Genomic DNA, 19678 nt, shown 5'->3' on the forward strand with positions numbered 1-19678 from the left:
ACTCCTGCGCTCCCTTAATTGGGACTGCAAAGATAAGAACTTTATTCTAACTCACAAATTTTATCTGATAAAATTAAAAGCTTTTTTTTTCGTCCCTTTCTTTAGTAGAATAAATCTTTATGCTTATCTAAAAGCCCTTCTGCGCTTACCGAATCTCTTTCGTTTTTCAGTGGGGCAAAGATAACAACTTATTACAACGCAAAACAAACTTTATTAACTTTAATTTCATATTCACGTAATATTCTTCCTTAATACTCTGATAGCATGGATGAAAAATTTTAAACATTTGTTTGAGAGATTGGCATAGAGAATACAGAATACAGGGAAAGAGGGAAATGTGGGTGTTTTGTGAGGACGTGGATATATATAAAATATATGGGTAATGGGCAATCGAAGGTATACATATATTATATAGTACGAAAAATGCATTTGGTTATTTTAAGTATTTAATTGATGAATGGAATAACATTCTTTACATCCTTACTGGATGACAAAGATTTTGCAAAACAGAATGGGAAATAAAGAGACCAAATGATATAATGCTTATTACAAAGGGGCTATTATAAGAAATGGTTAGAGATCAGTGTTTTTTATCTTCCCACTGATCGCACAGATTTGCACGGGTTTTCATAGAGAACCGGAGATAACTGGATAACCACCCCGTCAAAAATTCTTTGAATTTTTGACACCCCTCCAAAGGATGGGAATGATGGAGGACATTCCTTATGGATAATGGTTAATATTACTAATTAATGACACCTATTCTCTATTCCTCATTACTCATCATTTATAATTATGGTCCCCTACCCTAGCCCCGATAGCAACGGTTACCCCGCAGCACGCGTAAGCCTTAGCTTTGGCGCGAGGAGTATGAGTGGATAGCGGGATCAAGCTCCTAATGAAGTTTGAGAGTTTGAGTGCTGAAAAGTAAGAAAGGTGAAAAATAAAGTTGGAGAGACAGGCTACCCACATTATATAATTATAATATATTAAGGTGTAAATAAGGAAACTTAAACATAAGTTCACATTTAAAAGAATTCATTTTTTTTGTGGAGTCGTTAAATACTTTTTATTTTACTCTATGTTAAAAAAGGGAATTTGAGTAAATATAAGTCATAAATAGAGTGACTTTTCACGTTGTCATTAATTAATTGATCCTTATCTACTAAGGTAATAAACATCGTATTTATTTTTTCTCAAATCATAGTACTATTTTTGTTAAATTTGCCGTTTTACATAGAAACTGAAGAATATTTTATTTTTTTATATATTTTTTAAAAAACTGCATACTTTTTGTTTGTGCTAATTGCCTGAAGAAACGAATGATGTTAAACAAGAACTCCAAAAAACACTATTTTTTATTTTTTTTCCTGACCATTACCAGCTTTACCTATGCTCAAAACAGGGCCAGCGGAAAGATTGTTGATGCCAAAAACAACAAGGAAGTAAGCAAAGTTGATATTTTTATCAATGATAATAAAGCCCCCTCTCTTACCACTACCTCGGGAAGCTTCAGCGTTCAGTCTGATAGCATTATCCAGAGACTAAGGTTTATCAGAAAGAATTATACCACAGAAACTCTTGATATTACTCCGGAGAATGCTGAGAATATTTTTGTTCAGCTTTCCCAGGCCAAAGTGAGCAATATCCAGGAAGTAGTAATACAGGCTGGGAAACCTAAATACAAAAACAAGAAGGAAAACCCTGCTTATGCAATTATGCAAAAAGTATGGGCTCAAAAAAGGAATAACGGTCTTGAAAAATTTGATACGTACTCGTATAAGGAATACGAAAAGACTCAATTTGACCTTAACAATATAGACAGCGCCTTCATGAAGAAGAAAATCTTCAATAAGCTGGATTTCATTTTTGATTATGCAGATTCTACTGCCAGTGGAAGACTTGGTCTTCCTGTGTTCTTAAATGAAGCGGTGTATGAAAATTATGGTAAAAACAAACCGGATAAAGACAGTAAAAGAACTTTAATTGCTCAAAAGACTTCAGGTTTTCAGGATAATCAGGTCATTACTGTTTCTGCAAAGAACCTTTACAGGGATGTTAATATTTATGATAATACTTTAAACTATTTTGATATTGGGTTTCAAAGTCCGGCCGGAACAGATGGATTTGGGACTTATGATTATAACCTTGTGGATACCATTTCTATTCGTGGGGAGAAAGCTTTTCAAATAAGATATCAACCTAAACGTAAGGATGTCCTGGCATTTCAGGGAAATCTTTATATAGATACGGATTCCTATGCTGTTTTGGGAGCTACTTTAAGATCTACACAAAAAATCAATGTTAACTTCGTCAACAGTGTTTATACTCAATTGGAATACGACAATCCGGATGAATCAACATTTCTTCCCAAGAAATTGGTTACAGAAGTTGAAATGAGTCCTTTTTCCAAGAAGAAAGGGTCTAAAAGCATTATTGCAAAAAAATCGGTTGATTATTCTAATTACGAATTTAATATTCCTTTAGATCCTAAAGTTTTTAAACGTACTGAAGAGGAATATGAGGATAAGTTCACCGATAAAGATGATGCTTATTGGACAAAGGCAAGACCAGATACTTTATCCAAATCTGAACAGGGAGTATATAAAATGTTAGATCAACTACAGCAGACTCCAAAGTTCAACCGTATGGTGAAATTATTTGAAACTCTTGGTTCACGTTATTATAATGCTTTTAAAGGAGTAGATTTTGGTCCTATCTTTTCAGTTTATGGAAGAAATGAGGTGGAAGGAGACAGAATAAGAATTGGAGCAAGATCGTATTTTGGATTGAATGACCCTTGGAGAGTTCAGTTCTACACTGCTTACGGATTTAAAGATCAGCAGGTAAAATATGGTGCTGAAGCAAGATATATGTTCAACAGACTTAACCGATTTATGATTGGAGCCGGAACCAGCAGAGACATAGTTCAGCTTGGTGGACAGCTTACATCCGGTGACGGAGTAGCATCCCGTTCTTTATCTTCCAGTACATTTTTTGCGAGAGGAGAGAATATTTCTTTAAGTTCTGTAAACCAAACGAGTGTTTTTGCCGCTATTGAGCCATGGAAAAACGTCCAGATAAGGGTTGACGGAGTGATGCAAAGTATTAAGTCTGCGATTCCGGAGAAGTTCAACCTGATGTACTATCAACCTGATGGACAACTAAGAAAAACGGTAAATGATTCTCATGTTACCATTAGCTTAATTGCAAAGCCCGGAGCAAGATTTTCTCAAACGGGAATTGACAGATATCAGGCAAAAAACCTTGCGCCTACTATTGTTTTAAGATATACCAGAGGTATTGAAGGATTATTCAATGCTGACTTCAACTATAATAAGCTTCAGTTTATGTTCTACAAACCATTTTTGATCGGAACATTAGGAAAAACGATTGTGAATTTTGAAGCAGGGAAAAATTTCAATACAGTTCCATTGGCTTTACAGAATATTATTCCTGCTAACCTTTCTTACGGCTTGGCACCTAATACATTTTCACAGCTTAATTATTATGAATTTGTTGCAGACGCTTATACAACTCTTCATTTGGAACATCATTTTAATGGAAAGATTCTTTCTTATATTCCTTTGATCAAAAAGCTAAAACTTAGAGAAGTGGCTTTTATCAGAGGAGCGTATGGTACTTTAAGTGATGCCTCTAAAGCAATTAATGTAGAGGGATTCAAATATTCAGCCCCAAATGAGCATATTTATTTTGAATATGGGTTTGGTATTGAAAATATAGGAATTGGAAACCTAAGAATTTTCAGGGTAGACTTCAACTGGAGAGGTAATTATCTTGACAGGCCTGACATTTCAAAATTCGGCGTTAAAGCTGGTTTCCAGGTAGGATTTTAAAATATACGATAACAATCCGGCGGCTTCTTCGAAACCGCCGGATCTTATTTTAAGCCTTATTATCAGCAATTACAAGACTCTTCTAAAGTATTCAAACAATATTGCTGTTGCCACGAACTCAGTCGACACCATTGTGCACAAGTTGTTATCATGAAGTCCGGACATATATAATCATTTCCACCTCCAATTGATTTCAACTCATTTTTAGTGATTTTCTTAAGATTTTTCATACTCTTTTATTTTAACAATTACAGTTTAGCACATGCACTCCTCTTCTACATCAAGAAGGCAACGCATTTTTTGCAATGGAGTTAAACCACACCATAAATCACATGATCTGATTGGCCTTGCAGGACATAGCACATCCCCACCGCCATTAATTGTTTTCAAACTCATCTTGGTTAATTTTTTCAGATTTTTCATATTGTTTAGTTTTAATTTGTTGCCTACTCTATATGCTTTTCGGCTTCCGCAATTCATTTATTATTTGATTGTTATCAAATATATAAATATCTCACCAATTAAGGATAATTTATAAAGTTTACTTTTGTAAAGAATCAGATACAGAAAAACTCTTTTGCCTTCAAAATTCATATATTAAAATCAACATAAGAAGATCATACGTTGAAATACCCAGCACTAAATAATATTGGTGACTATATATAATTTTACACCATTGTCCTTCTGACGAAGGACAGGGTCATAATAATAAGATAACAAGATTATGGTAAAATTGTATATAATCACCATAATATTAAAGCAAAAAACCACAGCTTCAAAGAAACTGCAGTTTTCTAATTTTCATTTCATCTACATAGGTTAGTAAGGCGCACACGACTCTCCAAGCAGACAATGTGATTTTTGCCACGGAGTCCATCCACACCAATATTCACATGTATCTGTGACGGGGGGACAGTATATTCCGCCACCGTTATTATTTTTCAAACTTCTTTTGGTAAGTCTTTTTAAATTTTTCATTGATTCTATGCTAATTTACTGACTAATTAAATAAGTTCAGATTAGCAATTACATGGCATTTCATCAATAACAGCATTAGCACAATGAGCTTTTTGCCAAGCCGACCATCCACACCACTCACTGCACCATGAAGCAGGAATCGGACATCTCTCACCTCCAGCAATTGTTTTCAACTGTTTTTTCGTTAATTTTTTTGAATTTTTCATATTATTTAGTTTTAATGTGTTGCCTACTCTATGTGCTTTTCGGCTTCCGCAACTGATTTGTTATTTGATAGATAGCAAATATATAAATATTTCACTACAGAAAGAATATTTATAATAAATTTAATTTTTAGAAAGAAAAAACAAAAAAAGCCTCAGCAAAAAATGCTGAGGCTTTAATTTTTATAAAACGCTTTTAATTATGCGTTTGGCTCTACAGATACGAAAGATCTGTTATTTGCTTTCTTTCTGAAAACTACTTTACCATCTACTAATGCAAACAAAGTGTGATCTTTACCGATTCCCACGTTATCACCTGGGTGGTGCTGAGTACCTCTTTGTCTAACAATAATATTTCCGGCAATAGCTGCTTGTCCTCCGAAAATCTTCACACCTAATCTCTTAGAGTGAGACTCTCTACCGTTCTTGGAACTACCGACTCCTTTCTTGTGTGCCATTTTATTACTGGATTATTTGTTAAGTGCTTTAAATTGATCGATATTCTTAATGATAGCAGCATCTACTTCTTCATGAGTAAGAATATTTTTCTCTAATTCAACTTTAACTGCTTTACCTAAAGTAATTAAAGTTTCTCTGTTCTCTTTAGACTGAGACAAGTTGTTTTTCTTTAGGTGATAGTTCAACTCGTGATCTTCACTAAAGTTAACAGTTGCGTTGTCAGAAAGAACTTCAGACTTTACAGTTTCTTTTTTAGCAGCTTTTTTAGCTCCTGCTTCAAATCCTGTAATACCAGTGATTACGATTTGAGTTAAAGATTGTCTGTGACCGTTTTTAACTTTGTAACCTTTTCTTCTTTTCTTTTTGAAAACGATTACTTTATCAGCTTTTACGTGGTCAAGAATCTCTGCTTCCACAGTGATTCCGCTTACAGCTGGGGCGCCTACAGTGATTGCTCCGTTTACAGTAAGAAGAACTTTATCGAAAGAAACTTTCCCTCCTTTATCTCCTTTTAAACGGTTCACAAACAACTTTTGGTCTTGCTCAACTTTGTATTGAAGCCCTGCTATTTCTACAATTGCAAACATTGTTTATAAATTTTTAGTTATTTCGAGGTGCAAATATACAAATAAAATTCTAAACACCTTACAATCAAAGCAATGTTTTTTATTGAAAAAATATATTCACTATGTTTTGAATAATTTTTAATACTAAAGTGCTCATACATAAAAGATAATTTCTTAACTTCGTTTCACCAACTAAATAATTATATGAAAAGAAACTTTAACCTCTGCTTACTGGCAGGCACCATTGCTGCAACATTCCTGACAGCATGTAGTGATGACAAAATGGAAGAAACCGTTCTTCCTCAACAGGAAAGCCTTAGTGCGAAAATTGAACAACCCGGAGCTGTTGAAAAAAACTGTTCTTATGTAGACAACAACTGGAGCTCGTCTTCTGTTTTGGTGACCGGACTTCAGAATTCTACAGACACCAATTTTATGAATTCCCAAATGACTAAAATTGCAAGTTTATGGGGAAGAAGCAATCCTACTCTGAGATTTGTGAATGATCCTTCCAATTTCAATTCAACGTACAATGCCATCTCTTACTCTACAGGAAAAATCTATTATGGATACGCCATCTATTATGATGCAAAGGCCAAAGGCGGAGATATTGTAAATGCAATGATCCTTGCTCATGAGTATGGACATCAGTTACAGTATATTTTTGGACTTCCTTCCGTAAACGAAAACACAGCAAGACCTAATGAACTTGAAGCAGATGGTTTCGCAGGATATTATTTAAGAAGACCAAATGGTTATAACAAAACTAATTTCTCTGAAATTGCTGCAGCTTACGAGTTTGCACAAAGCATTGGAGATTATCAAACATCAGATCCCGGACACCACGGAACTCCTGCACAAAGAAGATCAGCCGTTCGTTTAGGGTTCCTCTTAGGACAGTATGACCTTAATGCTTCCAACTTCGACTATAACTTCTTCTATTATTATCAGGGAGTTCTTAACGGAACTTATAAAATGGCTAAAAATACTGTAAACCCAGAAATTGACGCTTACATGAGCCAATATATAGATGAATTAAGAAAAATTCAGTCCGGAGAAATTTCAGCGGAAGAATTTAAACATCTTCAATAAAGAAACATTCATTTTTAGCATATTTAAGAAAGGAGGCGGACAATTGGGTTCTGCCTCTTTTTATTTGTTTTGAAAAATAACAGAAGTTTATTTACTTTTGACACCATATCCAATACTAATGAACAGAGACCTCTACATTGACTTCGCCAAAGGACTGGCTACCCTATCCATTATCTTCATCCATACAGCTTTCTGGTCGGGCCAGTTTTATATTCCTGCAGAAGTAAGGGTCTTTTCCCTTGTTTTTGATGTTGCATTATTTTATGCATTGAGCGGAATTACTTCAGGAACAAATATTGAGAAAACTTTTTATAGATTACTGAAACTACAGATCACTTATATGATCTTTGTAACCTTTCTGTTCTTTCTGGATTATTTCTTTAAAGTAGTTGGCCTCTCTTTCTTGTCTTTAGAATGGCTACAGAGCTTTTATTCAACATTTGGATCAAAATATTCCACAACCAGTATTTCAACGATGCCTCAATGGCAAAATTTAGGCAACTGGTACCTTCATCAATACACCAATGCTGATACTTTTCCAGTTGTTATGGGAAGCTTCTGGTATCTGAAAGTCTATTACATTCTTACCGTTCTGGGTGTATTAATCTTAAGATTTTTCCCTAGACACATCAATTGGTTCATTGGACTTTGTATTGGCCTAACCTTGCTATTCAATATTTTCCCAGAATATTATCCAACAGGACAAGTGGGTTATGTTGCCTTTTATATGGGAGTATTCTTAATTGGAAACAGAATGCGTGGAAAAAAGATTCCTACGAAGCTTATTCCTATTCTATATATGCTTGTAGGTGTAGCTTTAGCATGGATGTTCTGGTATTACGGAAATGAAATTTTCTATAAAATCAATAAGAATAAATTCCCGCCCCAGATTGCTTATATCATTTGGGTACAATTCTCATTGGTTACCTTATTTGTTCTTTACAACCGATTAAAAGTAACCAAGGAAAACATCATTACTTATATTGGTAAAAATGCCATTTTCTTCTATTTTGCACAAGGAATAAGCTCATCCTTAGTTTATTTTCTGGTAGTTCTTCTAAAGGAAAATATGCCGTGGTGGCTTTTGATGATTATCATTTACGTCATTAATATTGCCTTAGCATTTGTTATTTCTGCAGGATTGAAAAAAGTAGATGCACTCGGATGGAATATCCTTGAGTTTTTAAGAAGAAAAACAGCTATTAAGAACTGATTTTCTCATTTAATGCATTCTGAAGGCTCCATTATAAGAACTCCAGCATTTATAAATACTATACAAAACATGCTCCTCATTAAATAAAACTCAACAGAAAATAAATTCTATCTTATCAGAAGCACCAAATATGTCTAATTTGTTTTAAATTTACAAAAATTTTACAACATGTTTAAGTTGAAACTCCCAACCGATCCAAGGTGGGCAAACATTGCAGAAGGAAACATCGAAGAAATTTTAACAGACCATGCCTGGTGTGAACAAAAAGCAGCTACCAACGCAATCGGACTGATCACAATGCTTCCTGAATATCCGGAGATTGTTACAGAGCTTCTTGCCATTGCTCAGGAAGAACTGGATCATTTCAACCAGGTTCATGAGATTATTAAAAAAAGAGGCTACAAGTTTGGAAGAGCCAGAAAAGATGATTATGTAAATGAGTTGGCAAAATTTATCATCCAAGGAAGCAGAGAGGATCTTATTGTAGACAAAATGCTTTTTGCTGCGATGATTGAAGCCAGAAGTTGTGAAAGATTCAAGGTTCTTACTGAAAATATCAAAGATGAAGAGCTTAAAGTCTTCTACAAAGAACTTATGATTTCTGAAGCTAACCATTATACAACCTTCATTGGATTTGCAAGACAGCTTGGAGATCCTGAAAAAGTAAATGAACGATGGGATGCATGGCTAGAGTATGAAGCCCGTATTATTAAATCTTATGGAAATAAAGAAACCATCCACGGTTAAAATATAAATAGTAAAGAAGAAACGTTGAAGAAACCAAGCTTTGAAAGTATTGCTAATCTATTCCTGAAAAACTTTTTTCAGGGGCTGGTTATTATTGGGCCAATAGGACTGACGATTTTTGTAATCTGGTATATTGTAAGTGCAATAGACAATCTTGTTCCTTCTCTTGCCAAACAGGTTCCAGGGCTTGTTTTCGTTTCAATCATATTACTTACTGCTATTTTAGGCTATCTGGGAAATAAATTTGTAGTGGGAAGATTCTTTTTCGACACTATGGATAGCTTACTGGAAAAAACACCTGGAGTAAAACATATTTATACTCCTACAAAGGACGTTATGTCCTCATTTGTAGGCGACAAGAAAAAATTCAACGATCCTGTATGGGTAAAGACCAACGAAAATCCGGAGATCTGGAGAATCGGTTTTTTAACCCAAAAAGAAATGTCGGATGTTGACAAGCATAATTACGTTGCGGTATATTTACCTCATTCCTATGCAATTTCGGGCTGGGTAATTGTTACTGAAGAAAAAAATATCAAACCTGTAGTGGGGATGACTGCTGCTTCTGCGATGAAGTTTGCCGTGAGCGGCGGTGTAGCCGGATTTCATTCTGATGAAAATATATTTAAAGCACCGGAATAATCCACCTTCACTTTACATGTACATTGATGAATTTGAAAATAATTTTCAAACAAATTTTCTTTTACAAACAATTTAAAAACATACCAACCCATGAATTTACCGTACGCGGAGCCTTTCCGCATTAAAATGGTGGAAGAAATCCGCCAATCCACAAGAGCTGAAAGAGAACAATGGCTTAAAGAAGCTAATTATAATCTCTTCAACTTAAAATCTTCACAAGTTTTTATTGATCTTTTAACTGATTCCGGAACCGGAGCAATGTCTGACAGGCAATGGGGGGCATTGATGACCGGAGACGAGAGCTATGCAGGTTCCCGTTCTTTTGAACAACTTCAGAACAGTGTTGAAAAAATTACCGGATTCAAATATCTATTACCTACTCACCAGGGAAGAGCTGCCGAAAATGTACTTTTCTCTGTATTGGTGAAAGAAGGAAATATAGTTCCGGGAAACTCACATTTTGACACTACAAAAGGACACATTGAGTTCAGAAAGGCCCATGCTATTGACTGTACCATTGACGAAGCTTTTGATATTAACAATACCCACCCTTTCAAAGGAAACATCAACCTTGAAAAACTGGAAGAGATTTATAAAAGCCATCCTAAGGAAAATATTCCTTTCTGTCTGATTACCATTACCTGCAATTCTTCAGGAGGACAGCCTGTTTCTCTGGAAAATATGAAAGCTGTAAAAGGCCTTTCCGATCAATATGGAATCCCTGTATTCTTTGATTCTGCAAGGTTTGCGGAGAACGCTTACTTCATTAAGAAAAGAGAGCAGGGCCAGGAAAACAGAAGCATCAAAGAGATCTGCAAAGAAATTTTCTCTTACGGAGACGGGATGACGATGAGTTCTAAAAAAGATGGATTAGTAAATATTGGTGGATTTATCGCTTTAAACAGCGAGGAAGTTTTCAGAAAAGCATCTAATTTTACAATCATCTATGAAGGATTTATTACTTATGGAGGAATGGCAGGAAGAGATATGGCTGCTTTGGCGGTAGGTCTTGATGAAGCTACAGAATTTGCTTATCTGGAAAGCAGAATTTCTCAGGTAGAATATCTTGGAAACAAGCTCATTGAGTATGGAATCCCAGTACAGAAACCAATCGGAGGGCACGCAGTTTTCATTGATTCTTTAAGTTTCCTTCCTAATGTTTCCCGCGAAGAATATCCGGCACAAACTTTAGGTCTTGAAATCTATAAGGAAGCAGGAATCAGAACTGTAGAAATCGGAACTTTACTGGCCGACAGAGATCCTGAGACAAGACAAAACCGTTATCCGAAACTGGAACTGGTACGCCTTGCCATCCCTAGAAGAACCTATACCAACAATCATATGGATTATATTGCTGCTGCGATAAAAAATGTATATGAAAGACGTGAAGAAATCGCAAAAGGATATAAAATCACCTGGGAGCCGGAAATATTAAGGCATTTTACAGTTCAGCTTGAAAAAGCATAAGAATAAAAATAAAACCGGAATTCATTTCCGGTTTTTTTATACTTTTTATTCATGTGGTTAATATCCTCTTCAAAATCTTACCTTTATCTTCATGTATTCCTTATGCTTTTCATCTTATTTTTCAAAAAACAAGAATCAAATTAATTTATTTTTTAAAAATAATGAATGATTTTAATTTACTTTTGTACCCATAAAAAACAGACCGAAAAGTATTTAAACACCAACCTGAAAAAACCATTATTCCGAACATGAACAAAATTGTTGTCGTGGGCGCTGGTATTTCCGGCTTAAGCATGGCGAATCACCTCGAAAAACACAAAATTGATTATCACATTTACGAAAGAAGAAAAAAAGAAGATTTGGCCGGCCATGGTTTTCTTATTCCACAGGAAGGCATTGAATATCTTAACCAGATTATAGATCCTGCAGTACTTTTTGAACATGGAAGCTTTCTGAAAAAATATGTACAATATTCCCATAACGGAAAAAAACTTGCCGAAAAGGAACTCAAGAATGTTTTTGCCATTTCCAGACAGTCACTCATTCATCTTTTATCCGGAAATATCTCCCCTGAAAAAATAACATATAATGCCACCGTAATTCCCTCTGATACAGAAAAAGGAAAACTGAAACATTCTGACGGAAGTTATATAGATGCAGACATCGCTATTGTTTCAGATGGTTCTAAAAGCCGTATCAGAAGATGTCTCTTCAAGGATGAAAAAATGAGACAAGTACGGGAAAATGAAGTAGTCAATATCATTCAAGATGAAGAAATAGCTGCTTCTATAGAAAATGATTTCATGAAATTTCATCACGATCAGGGTGGGCTTACTTTTGGGATTCTTAAACTGTCTCATGATACTATTCTTTGGTATTCTCAGTTTGACAATGAAAAATATAAGATCAATGAGTTCTGCCCAGATAATCTGAAGAAATATATGCTCGAAGTTTTTGCGGACTGGGATCCTTTAGTTTCTTCAATTATCCAAAAATCGAGTTACAAAAATGTGCATTTATGGTGCGTTTATGAACTGGTGGAACTCAACTCTTTTTATAAAGATAACATTGTATTCATAGGCGATGCAGCGCATCCGCTTATTCCTTTTACAAGTCAGGGAGTCACCTCAGCACTGAAAGACTCTCACATACTGACTAAATATTTAGTTGAAGAACGCTCTATTACAGAAGCTTTTCGTAAATATGAAGCAGAAAGAAAGCCTGAAATAGAAACCCATATCAATAATGGAAGAATATTATTGAACCAGTTTCTTCTCCCGACGGACCAACAGACAGACAATATTTTACCCATATCATATAAATAAAAAATGTTTACCAATAACGATATCAACTTTGAGGCCTTAAAAAGAAAAGCCTATAACGGAAGATGGGCAACTCTGGAAGACGGAATAATCCCTTTAACAGCCGCTGACCCAGACTTTAGAACAGCTGCCGAAATAGAACAGGGCATCATTGAATACATAAAGGATGGCTATCTGAGCTATGGCCCATTCTCAGGAATTCCTGAGTTCAAGAAAAGTCTTGCAGAGCATTTTAACCAGGAAAAGCATGGAAATTTCTCTCCTGAAAATGTATTGGCAGTCAACAGTGCCGCACAAGGGATGTTCCTGATCGCCAAATATGTTTTAAAACCCGGTGATGAAGCTATCATTCTGGATCCTGTAGATTTCTTATTTAAAAAATCTGTAGAAACTGCTGGTGGAACCGTAAAACTTTGTCCTGTAAATACCCAAACCGGAGAAATTGATTTTGAAAAACTGAGTTCCTTAATCAGTTCCAATACAAAACTTATCTGTATTTGTAATCCACATAATCCGCTTGGTAGAGTATATTCCAAAGAAGTTTTGAAAAAGGTTTCAGAAATTGCTGCAGCTCATGATTTATGGGTAATGAGTGATGAAATCTGGAGTGATATTATTTATGACAACGGGGATTTTTATACCTATTCATCAGTTTCTGAAGAAGCCAAAAGAAAAAGTTTCACAGTTTATGGATTTTCGAAGTCATTTGGAATTGCAGGATTGAGAATTGGAGCTGTTCTATGTAATGATCAGGAAATTTTGGAAGATTTTACTGAGAAATCTAATTTCAATTCTACCATAGAAGGAGTTTCTACCCTATCACAAATTGCCGGGAGTGTTGCATTGGAAAGGGCTAAACCTTGGTACAAAGAGTTTTTAAATCACTTACAACAAAACAGAGATTTAGCTTTCCAAATTCTGAACGGATCAGGACTTGTAACGCCCAATCTTCCTGAAGCTACTTTTGTATTATTTCCGAAAATTGAAAACGGTATGTCCAGCGACCAGTTTGCCCAGCATGTTCTGCAACATGGAAAAGTAGCCATTGTTCCCGGATCAGAAAGATGGTTTGGAAAAGGAGCTGAAGGACATATCAGAATATGTTTCTCTACTTCTAAGGAAATTCTGGAAGAAGGGCTTAACCGAATCATTACCAGCTTTTAATATTAAAAATTTTCGTTAAATTAAGTATTTTAACTATTATTTTACTTTCATTTAAGATAAACATAATTAAATTAAGACATTCATAACAAATAATTAATTTAAGTATTGATTTAAAAATAAATATTGATAATTTTGAGTTAACCATCACTCAAAATTATCAATATGAAGATAAAATACATAAGCATCATTTTTCTTACGGCATCTTCTCTATCTTACGCTCAACAGGTAAAAGATACGCTGACAAAAGAATCAAAAATAGACGAAGTAGCTATTACCGGGAGTCGGAACAAAAAAAGAACCGTCATCAATACTCCTGTTCCTATTGATGTTATAGATATCAAACAGGTAAGCCAATCTACGGGTCAGGTAGAAGTGAACCAGCTTTTACAGTTTTCTGCACCATCCTTTAACTCTAACAAACAATCAGGATCAGATGGTGCTGATGCAGTAGACCCGGCTACATTAAGAGGACTCGGCCCGGATCAGACTCTTTTGCTCCTTAATGGGAAAAGATACCATCAATCTTCATTGATTAATCTTTTCGGAACCAAAGGAAGGGGTAATACAGGATATGACATGAATACGATCCCTATTGGAGCGATTAAACGGGTAGAAGTTCTTCGTGACGGGGCTTCGGCTCAATATGGTTCGGATGCTATTGCCGGAGTTATCAATGTTATCCTTAATGATCGGGATAAAGGTTTTGAAGGAAATGCCTTCTATGGAATGAATCTTTTTAAAAGTCCTGGAAATAAAGATGTGGTTTCCGATCATAAAGTAGATGGAATTACTTTTGATTTCAGTGGAAACCTGGGAACAAAAATTGGTAACAAAGGAGGTTTCGGAAATTTCACGGCAGAATTCATCAACAAAGATTATGCAATCAGAAATGCTAACCCTGACATTTATAATGCTCCTAGACAACGTTTCGGAGATGCAAAAGCTCAAAATGTTTATTTCTTCGGAAATATTGAACTTCCATTAACAGATGGACTGAAGTTTTATTCCCGTCAGGGCTTTTCACACAGAAATACCAAGGCCTATGCCTGGACGAGAACTCCTGAGGCCAACGGCAATATCCCTGAAATCTACCCAATGGGCTTTGATCCTATTGAAGATACCAGTATTAGTGATTTTACCTTTGATAATGGTTTAAAATTCAAAGTAGCTAATTGGGATGTAGATTTTTATAATGCCTTTGGAAACAATAGATTCACTTATGATATTACCAATACGGTCAACGCAACTTTAGGTCCTAAATCTCCGACTCAATTTTATGCTGGAGGACATTCATTATTACAAAATACAACAGGTTTTAATGCAGTAAGACAGTTTAAGGTACTTGAAGGGTTAAATATTGCCTTCGGATCCGAATTCAGATATGAAAAATTCAATATCATTAAAGGAGAAGAATCTTCCTATACCATGTATGATATCAATGGAAATCCTGTAACGCCTAATACTCCTGACAATTTATTGGTTACCAATCCTCTCGCTGATCCGGACGACAACATAAGACCGGGAGGTTCACAGGGATTTCCTGGTTACTCTACAGACATCGGTAAAAACAGAAATAATTTTGCCGCTTATCTAGATACGGAACTTGATATAACTAAAAACTGGATGATAAGTATAGCCGGAAGATTTGAGAATTACAATGATTTCGGAAGCACATTAAATGGTAAGTTCGCGACCCGCTATGCCATTACCCCACAATTCGCCTTTCGAGGATCTGTCTCTACTGGATTCAGAGCTCCATCTCTTGCTCAGAAGTATTACAGTCAGCAGTTCACTAATTTCCAAAATGGCAAATTGGTTACTATTCAACTGGCTTCTAATGACAGTGATCTCGCCAACAGGTTAGGTATTGAACAATTGAAACAGGAAACCTCTGTAAACGGAAGTGCCGGATTTACTTTTAATACGGGTAAATTTACAGCAACTATTGATGGTTATTATATCAGTGTAAAAAATAGAATTGTTCTGACAGGGAATTTCTCAAGAGATGATTTACCTACAGATGTGCAAGCTGATTATCCATATATTGATCAGGCACAATTCTTTTCCAATGCTATTGATACCCGAACTAAAGGGATTGATATTATCCTGAGTTATAGCGAAAGTTTAGGTTCAGGAAAATTAACGGCAACATTGGCAGGAAACTATAATGACATGGAAATTACCAAAGTCAATACTTCACCCAAATTACAAGGTAAAGAAGATGTTTACTTAAGTGCCAGAGAAAGAGCTTTTATTCTGGCTTCTGCTCCTAAAACAAAAATTAACCTCAACCTCAACTATAAGATCAGTAAGTTCAATGCAAATCTTCAGCTGGTAAGGTTTGATAAGGTTACATTAATTGGATATGATGATGCAGAACAGGTTTACAATCCTAAAGTAACCACTGATATCTCTTTTGGATATGAGATTTCAAATAACCTCAACTTTACTTTGGGAAGCAAAAATGTCTTTAACAGATACCCAAGCTTGCAAAGCGCACACGTAAGTGAAGGAAATACAGAAGCTGGTGGAATTTTTGACCCGGTGCAGATGGGGTTTGCAGGAAGACAGGTTTTTGCCAGACTTAATTTTAAGTTTTGATAAGATTGGAAGCCGGAAGAGGGAGACTGGAAGTTTCTAGCTGCCATACAGGCACTTAAAATTTCTTTAATAATAGATAGAGGATTTTATTTATTATGACTGCAATCACTTCCCTTCTCCAGCTTCCTTACAAAAAACGTCTGCTGAAAATTTTCAGCAGACGTTTTTTATTTCTTTGAAATTCTATACAATTTTCCGCTATCCGTAACTGCATAGAGATTTCCATCCATACCGTCTAAAACATCTCTGAATCGTTCACTCTGATCTACCAAAAGGCGTTCTTCACCTACAACTTTATTATCTTTCATCACAATTCTGTTGATATGTTCACCACTCAGACATCCAATGAATAGATTTCCTTTCCATTCGTCTATATTTCCGGTATAAAAGGTGACTCCGCTTGGAGAAATTACAGGATCCCAATAATAAACAGGCTGCTCTGTGCCTTCTTTCTGGGTAATTCCGCTACCTACTTTAGCCCCGGAATATTCAATACCATAGGTTACATCTCCCCAGCCATAGTTTTTTCCCGGCTGAATAAGGTTAATCTCATCACCTCCTCTCGGCCCCATTTCCACGTCCCAGAGATTTCCATTTGGATCAATAGCCAACCCCTGAGGATTTCTAACACCATAAGCATAAATTTCAGGTTTATATCCCTGTTTTCCTATAAATGGATTTCCTGGAGCAGGTAATCCGTCCTTCGTTATTTTGATGATTTTACCTAAATAATTATCTGTTTTCTGGGCATAAACACGAGTTACTTTATCAGACCTCTCACCTGTACTGACAAATAAATTTCCGTCTTTATCAAAAACCAGCCTGCTTCCGTAATGTTTGTCTCCATCATACGAAGGCTCTGCCCGGAAAATTATTTTCACCCCTGAAATAGATTTAAGATCATCTGATAATTTTCCTTTAGCTACAGAAGTCAGATTTCCTTTTCCAAAGGGTTCTGAAAAGCTGAAATAAATAATAGCATTGGTCTTAAAATCAGGATCCAACGCCACATCCAGCATTCCACCTTGTCCTCTCGCATCTACCTTTGGAAAGCCTTCTATTTTTGCAATCTGTTTTCCATCCTTGGAAACAACATTCATATATCCTCTTTTATCTGTAATAAGGAATCTTCCATCTGGTAAATTAATTATTCCCCAGGGTCTCCCGAGGTCTTTATTCAATATCTCAACATTGTAGGCTGTGTTTGTTTTTACCCCCTTTATCCTTGTCTGACCCTTAAATGCAGGTTGGTACTCAGAATTAGGTTTTTCTGTCTCTACACTCTCATCATTTCCGGTCTGTTGTGCTTGTGCATTGTTCTTTTTACATGAAGATAAAGTAAGAAAAAGGCTCAGTACCGGGATGTAAAATTGATTGATTTTCATTGCATTATGATTAGATACTTGAAAAGATATGGAAAAATAATGACATAAAATTTGTATAATTAAATTTTTATTCTACATTTGTAGAACAAATTACAACATTGTAGAATGAAAGAGATTAAACTTACTGATTCTGAAAAAGTTCTTATGGATATTCTTTGGGAGAGAAAAAATATTTTCATGAAGGATATTCTGGAAGCTTATCCGGAGCCTAAGCCAGCAGCCACTACAATAGCAACCTTATTGAAAAGAATGCAAAATAAGGAACTTGTAGGTTATAAATTATATGGAAACTCCCGCGAATACTATCCAATGGTAGAGAAAGGAGAATATTTCAAGGAAGAGATGACTTCTATGATTGACCGTTTTTTCAACAGCTCTGTAACACAGTTTGCTTCATTTTTTACGTCAAATGCCAAACTTAGCCAAAAGCAATTGAAAGAACTTCGTGATATTATTGACGATCAGATAAAAGAATAGTTATGTTACCTATTATTCTAAAAATAATTCTGTGCTCATCGCTTTTCATTGCGGTATATTACTTGTTTTTGGAAAAAGAGAAGATGTATAGATTCAATCGTATCTATCTGTTGAGCTCACTTATTCTATCGTATACAATTCCATTCATTACATTTACTGTACAGGCTCCAAAAACAAATCATCCACAACTGGTTATTGAAGAAGCAGCACAGTATGTTTCCATAGTACAAACTAAACAGGAAAATTTTAATTGGACAAACGTAGTATGGATAATTTATGTAATGGTCACTCTTTTTATATTGATTAAAAGCTTCTTGGCTATCATAACCATTAAAAGAATACAGGGAGAAAAACGTATATACCAAAATTACAATATTATATTCACCCAAAAAAATCTATTCCCATTTAGCTTTTGGAATACCATCTATATGGGAAAAGAGTATCTGAAAAATGATATCATTGATCCAAGAATTTTTCTTCACGAGAAAAGCCATCTTAGCCAAATGCATAGTATAGACCTCATCCTTATACATCTTGTAAAAACCTTTACATGGTTCAACCCTGCTCTTTTCCTATATAAAAATGCAATCATTTCCAATCATGAATTTTTAGCAGATGAAGCTGTGTTAAAGAATCAATTCAATCTTAAGGAATACCAGAACCTTATTCTGGATGAACTTATGGGCAGCCAAAATATACCCTTTACCCATTCACTTAACTTTAACAACACCAAAAAACGATTTATCATGATGAAAGCTCAAAAAACAAAATTCAGTTTATTACGAAAAACAGTAGGCATCATTACGCTTGTAGCTGCTACAGTACTACTTTCAGAAAGAACTTATGCCAATATCTCTGTTAAATCCGAGAACAATACAGATTTATCTACCAATATACATAAGAAAACCACCAATACTGAAGCACCAAAAGTTGTACAGTATTTTATGAAAAGTATACCTGAAGATCTTCTTCAGAAAAACAATCCTGCTACTCCTATAACATTAAAGAAAGAATCTGTAAAATCTGTCACTGACACCATTTCTCCAAAAAAAAACCAAGAAGGTAAAAACACAAACAACAAGGAAGACACAAATTTTGTCAGTGCAGAGTATCCGGGCAGTATGGCGGACCTTAGAGATCAAATAGGTAAAATCATGGATGTAAGTGCACTTCAACCTATAAAAGGAGTGATAAAAGCAACTGCCTATATTCATATAGACCAAACAGGAAAGGCTACCAATGTGACAACATCAGGTGATAATGATATTTTCAATAAGGAATTCCTTAAAACAATGACAGCCATCAGTAACGATACAAACTGGAAACCCGCAACAAAAGATGGACACCCCATCGCATCAGTGCTAAAGGTTCCGGCAACCATGAACTTCACACAACCATGAGAATGAAGCGCTTTTACAGCGCTTTTTTTATTTCTGACCCCTGATATTTTCTCTTAAATCCATCTTTTAAAAAGAAACAAAAGCTACCTAAACAATCAACCATAG

At 35.4% G+C, this 19678-nt stretch carries 17 protein-coding genes; 11 read left to right on the forward strand and 6 right to left on the reverse strand.

The features are described 5' to 3' along the window. Nucleotides 1-1322 precede the first annotated feature (1322 nt). Nucleotides 1323-3857, forward strand: coding sequence for a DUF5686 family protein (locus J2772_RS11230; protein WP_245365209.1), 2535 nt, complete (start codon nucleotides 1323-1325; stop codon nucleotides 3855-3857). A 62-nt stretch (nucleotides 3858-3919) separates the two neighbouring features. Here the strand turns inward: J2772_RS11230 and J2772_RS24415 are convergent, their stop codons facing one another. The 5 genes from J2772_RS24415 to rplU form a co-directional block, all read right to left on the reverse strand. After that, nucleotides 3920-4087: a bacteriocin-like protein gene (locus J2772_RS24415; protein WP_410494426.1), complete on the reverse strand. Its 168-nt coding sequence runs from the start codon at nucleotides 4085-4087 to the stop codon at nucleotides 3920-3922. Nucleotides 4088-4112: 25 nt separating this feature from the next. Continuing rightward, nucleotides 4113-4337 carry a bacteriocin-like protein gene (locus J2772_RS24420; RefSeq protein WP_410494427.1) on the reverse strand — a complete coding sequence of 75 codons (225 nt, stop codon included), beginning with the start codon at nucleotides 4335-4337 and terminating at the stop codon, nucleotides 4113-4115. Nucleotides 4338-4876: 539 nt separating this feature from the next. Then, nucleotides 4877-5041 (reverse strand): bacteriocin-like protein, encoded by a 165-nt coding sequence (locus J2772_RS11235; RefSeq protein WP_167356193.1) that lies wholly within the window; start codon nucleotides 5039-5041, stop codon nucleotides 4877-4879. A 197-nt stretch (nucleotides 5042-5238) separates the two neighbouring features. Continuing rightward, nucleotides 5239-5496 carry a 50S ribosomal protein L27 gene (gene rpmA / locus J2772_RS11240; protein ID WP_027372929.1) on the reverse strand — a complete coding sequence of 86 codons (258 nt, stop codon included), beginning with the start codon at nucleotides 5494-5496 and terminating at the stop codon, nucleotides 5239-5241. A 12-nt stretch (nucleotides 5497-5508) separates the two neighbouring features. Further along, nucleotides 5509-6084, reverse strand: a complete 576-nt coding sequence (gene rplU / locus J2772_RS11245) for a 50S ribosomal protein L21 (protein WP_073299989.1) — start codon at nucleotides 6082-6084, stop codon at nucleotides 5509-5511. Nucleotides 6085-6267: 183 nt separating this feature from the next. On the opposite strand from rplU, the gene J2772_RS11250 reads away from it, so the two are divergent. The 8 genes from J2772_RS11250 to J2772_RS11285 all read left to right on the forward strand — a co-directional run bounded on the left by J2772_RS11250 (nucleotide 6268) and on the right by J2772_RS11285 (nucleotide 16311). Then, a complete protein-coding gene (locus tag J2772_RS11250) occupies nucleotides 6268-7155 on the forward strand; it encodes a metalloprotease (protein WP_209916652.1) in 888 nt (295 codons plus the stop codon). A 118-nt stretch (nucleotides 7156-7273) separates the two neighbouring features. Then, nucleotides 7274-8368 carry an acyltransferase family protein gene (locus J2772_RS11255; protein WP_209916654.1) on the forward strand — a complete coding sequence of 365 codons (1095 nt, stop codon included), beginning with the start codon at nucleotides 7274-7276 and terminating at the stop codon, nucleotides 8366-8368. A gap of 168 nt (nucleotides 8369-8536) precedes the next feature. Continuing rightward, nucleotides 8537-9115 (forward strand): tRNA-(ms[2]io[6]A)-hydroxylase, encoded by a 579-nt coding sequence (locus tag J2772_RS11260; protein ID WP_209916656.1) that lies wholly within the window; start codon nucleotides 8537-8539, stop codon nucleotides 9113-9115. Nucleotides 9116-9139: 24 nt separating this feature from the next. Next, on the forward strand, nucleotides 9140-9757 hold the full coding sequence (locus tag J2772_RS11265) for a DUF502 domain-containing protein (RefSeq protein ID WP_045492390.1): 618 nt from the start codon (nucleotides 9140-9142) through the stop codon (nucleotides 9755-9757). 90 nt (nucleotides 9758-9847) lie between these two features. Continuing rightward, on the forward strand, nucleotides 9848-11224 hold the full coding sequence (locus J2772_RS11270; protein WP_209916658.1) for a tryptophanase: 1377 nt from the start codon (nucleotides 9848-9850) through the stop codon (nucleotides 11222-11224). Between the two features lie 248 nt (nucleotides 11225-11472). Beyond that, nucleotides 11473-12549: an FAD-dependent monooxygenase gene (locus tag J2772_RS11275; protein ID WP_209916660.1), complete on the forward strand. Its 1077-nt coding sequence runs from the start codon at nucleotides 11473-11475 to the stop codon at nucleotides 12547-12549. A gap of 3 nt (nucleotides 12550-12552) precedes the next feature. Beyond that, nucleotides 12553-13710 (forward strand): pyridoxal phosphate-dependent aminotransferase, encoded by a 1158-nt coding sequence (locus tag J2772_RS11280; protein ID WP_209916663.1) that lies wholly within the window; start codon nucleotides 12553-12555, stop codon nucleotides 13708-13710. 162 nt (nucleotides 13711-13872) lie between these two features. Then, nucleotides 13873-16311, forward strand: coding sequence for a TonB-dependent receptor plug domain-containing protein (locus J2772_RS11285; protein WP_209916665.1), 2439 nt, complete (start codon nucleotides 13873-13875; stop codon nucleotides 16309-16311). Nucleotides 16312-16478: 167 nt separating this feature from the next. Here the strand turns inward: J2772_RS11285 and J2772_RS11290 are convergent, their stop codons facing one another. Beyond that, on the reverse strand, nucleotides 16479-17696 hold the full coding sequence (locus J2772_RS11290) for a PQQ-dependent sugar dehydrogenase (protein WP_209916667.1): 1218 nt from the start codon (nucleotides 17694-17696) through the stop codon (nucleotides 16479-16481). 105 nt (nucleotides 17697-17801) lie between these two features. Here J2772_RS11290 and J2772_RS11295 point away from each other — a divergent pair, with 105 nt between their 5' ends. Further along, nucleotides 17802-18173: a BlaI/MecI/CopY family transcriptional regulator gene (locus J2772_RS11295; RefSeq protein ID WP_209916669.1), complete on the forward strand. Its 372-nt coding sequence runs from the start codon at nucleotides 17802-17804 to the stop codon at nucleotides 18171-18173. 2 nt (nucleotides 18174-18175) lie between these two features. Then, nucleotides 18176-19573 carry a M56 family metallopeptidase gene (locus tag J2772_RS11300; RefSeq protein WP_209916671.1) on the forward strand — a complete coding sequence of 466 codons (1398 nt, stop codon included), beginning with the start codon at nucleotides 18176-18178 and terminating at the stop codon, nucleotides 19571-19573. Nucleotides 19574-19678: the final 105 nt, after the last annotated feature.

Origin of the sequence: Chryseobacterium jejuense, from assembly GCF_017877355.1 — a bacterium.
Taxonomy (GTDB): Bacteria; Bacteroidota; Bacteroidia; order Flavobacteriales; family Weeksellaceae; genus Chryseobacterium; species Chryseobacterium jejuense_A.

Coding starts and splice junctions, on each gene's coding strand:
- J2772_RS24420 (WP_410494427.1), bottom strand. CDS start 4,337: ATGAATTGCGGAAGCCGAAAAGCATATAGAGTAGGCAACAAATTAAAA.
- J2772_RS11250 (WP_209916652.1), top strand. CDS start 6,268: ATGAAAAGAAACTTTAACCTCTGCTTACTGGCAGGCACCATTGCTGCA.
- J2772_RS11255 (WP_209916654.1), top strand. CDS start 7,274: ATGAACAGAGACCTCTACATTGACTTCGCCAAAGGACTGGCTACCCTA.
- J2772_RS11295 (WP_209916669.1), top strand. CDS start 17,802: ATGAAAGAGATTAAACTTACTGATTCTGAAAAAGTTCTTATGGATATT.
- J2772_RS11235 (WP_167356193.1), bottom strand. CDS start 5,041: ATGAAAAATTCAAAAAAATTAACGAAAAAACAGTTGAAAACAATTGCT.
- J2772_RS11280 (WP_209916663.1), top strand. CDS start 12,553: ATGTTTACCAATAACGATATCAACTTTGAGGCCTTAAAAAGAAAAGCC.
- rplU (WP_073299989.1), bottom strand. CDS start 6,084: ATGTTTGCAATTGTAGAAATAGCAGGGCTTCAATACAAAGTTGAGCAA.
- J2772_RS11290 (WP_209916667.1), bottom strand. CDS start 17,696: ATGAAAATCAATCAATTTTACATCCCGGTACTGAGCCTTTTTCTTACT.
- J2772_RS11260 (WP_209916656.1), top strand. CDS start 8,537: ATGTTTAAGTTGAAACTCCCAACCGATCCAAGGTGGGCAAACATTGCA.
- J2772_RS11285 (WP_209916665.1), top strand. CDS start 13,873: ATGAAGATAAAATACATAAGCATCATTTTTCTTACGGCATCTTCTCTA.
- J2772_RS24415 (WP_410494426.1), bottom strand. CDS start 4,087: ATGAAAAATCTTAAGAAAATCACTAAAAATGAGTTGAAATCAATTGGA.
- rpmA (WP_027372929.1), bottom strand. CDS start 5,496: ATGGCACACAAGAAAGGAGTCGGTAGTTCCAAGAACGGTAGAGAGTCT.
- J2772_RS11270 (WP_209916658.1), top strand. CDS start 9,848: ATGAATTTACCGTACGCGGAGCCTTTCCGCATTAAAATGGTGGAAGAA.
- J2772_RS11275 (WP_209916660.1), top strand. CDS start 11,473: ATGAACAAAATTGTTGTCGTGGGCGCTGGTATTTCCGGCTTAAGCATG.
- J2772_RS11230 (WP_245365209.1), top strand. CDS start 1,323: ATGATGTTAAACAAGAACTCCAAAAAACACTATTTTTTATTTTTTTTC.
- J2772_RS11300 (WP_209916671.1), top strand. CDS start 18,176: ATGTTACCTATTATTCTAAAAATAATTCTGTGCTCATCGCTTTTCATT.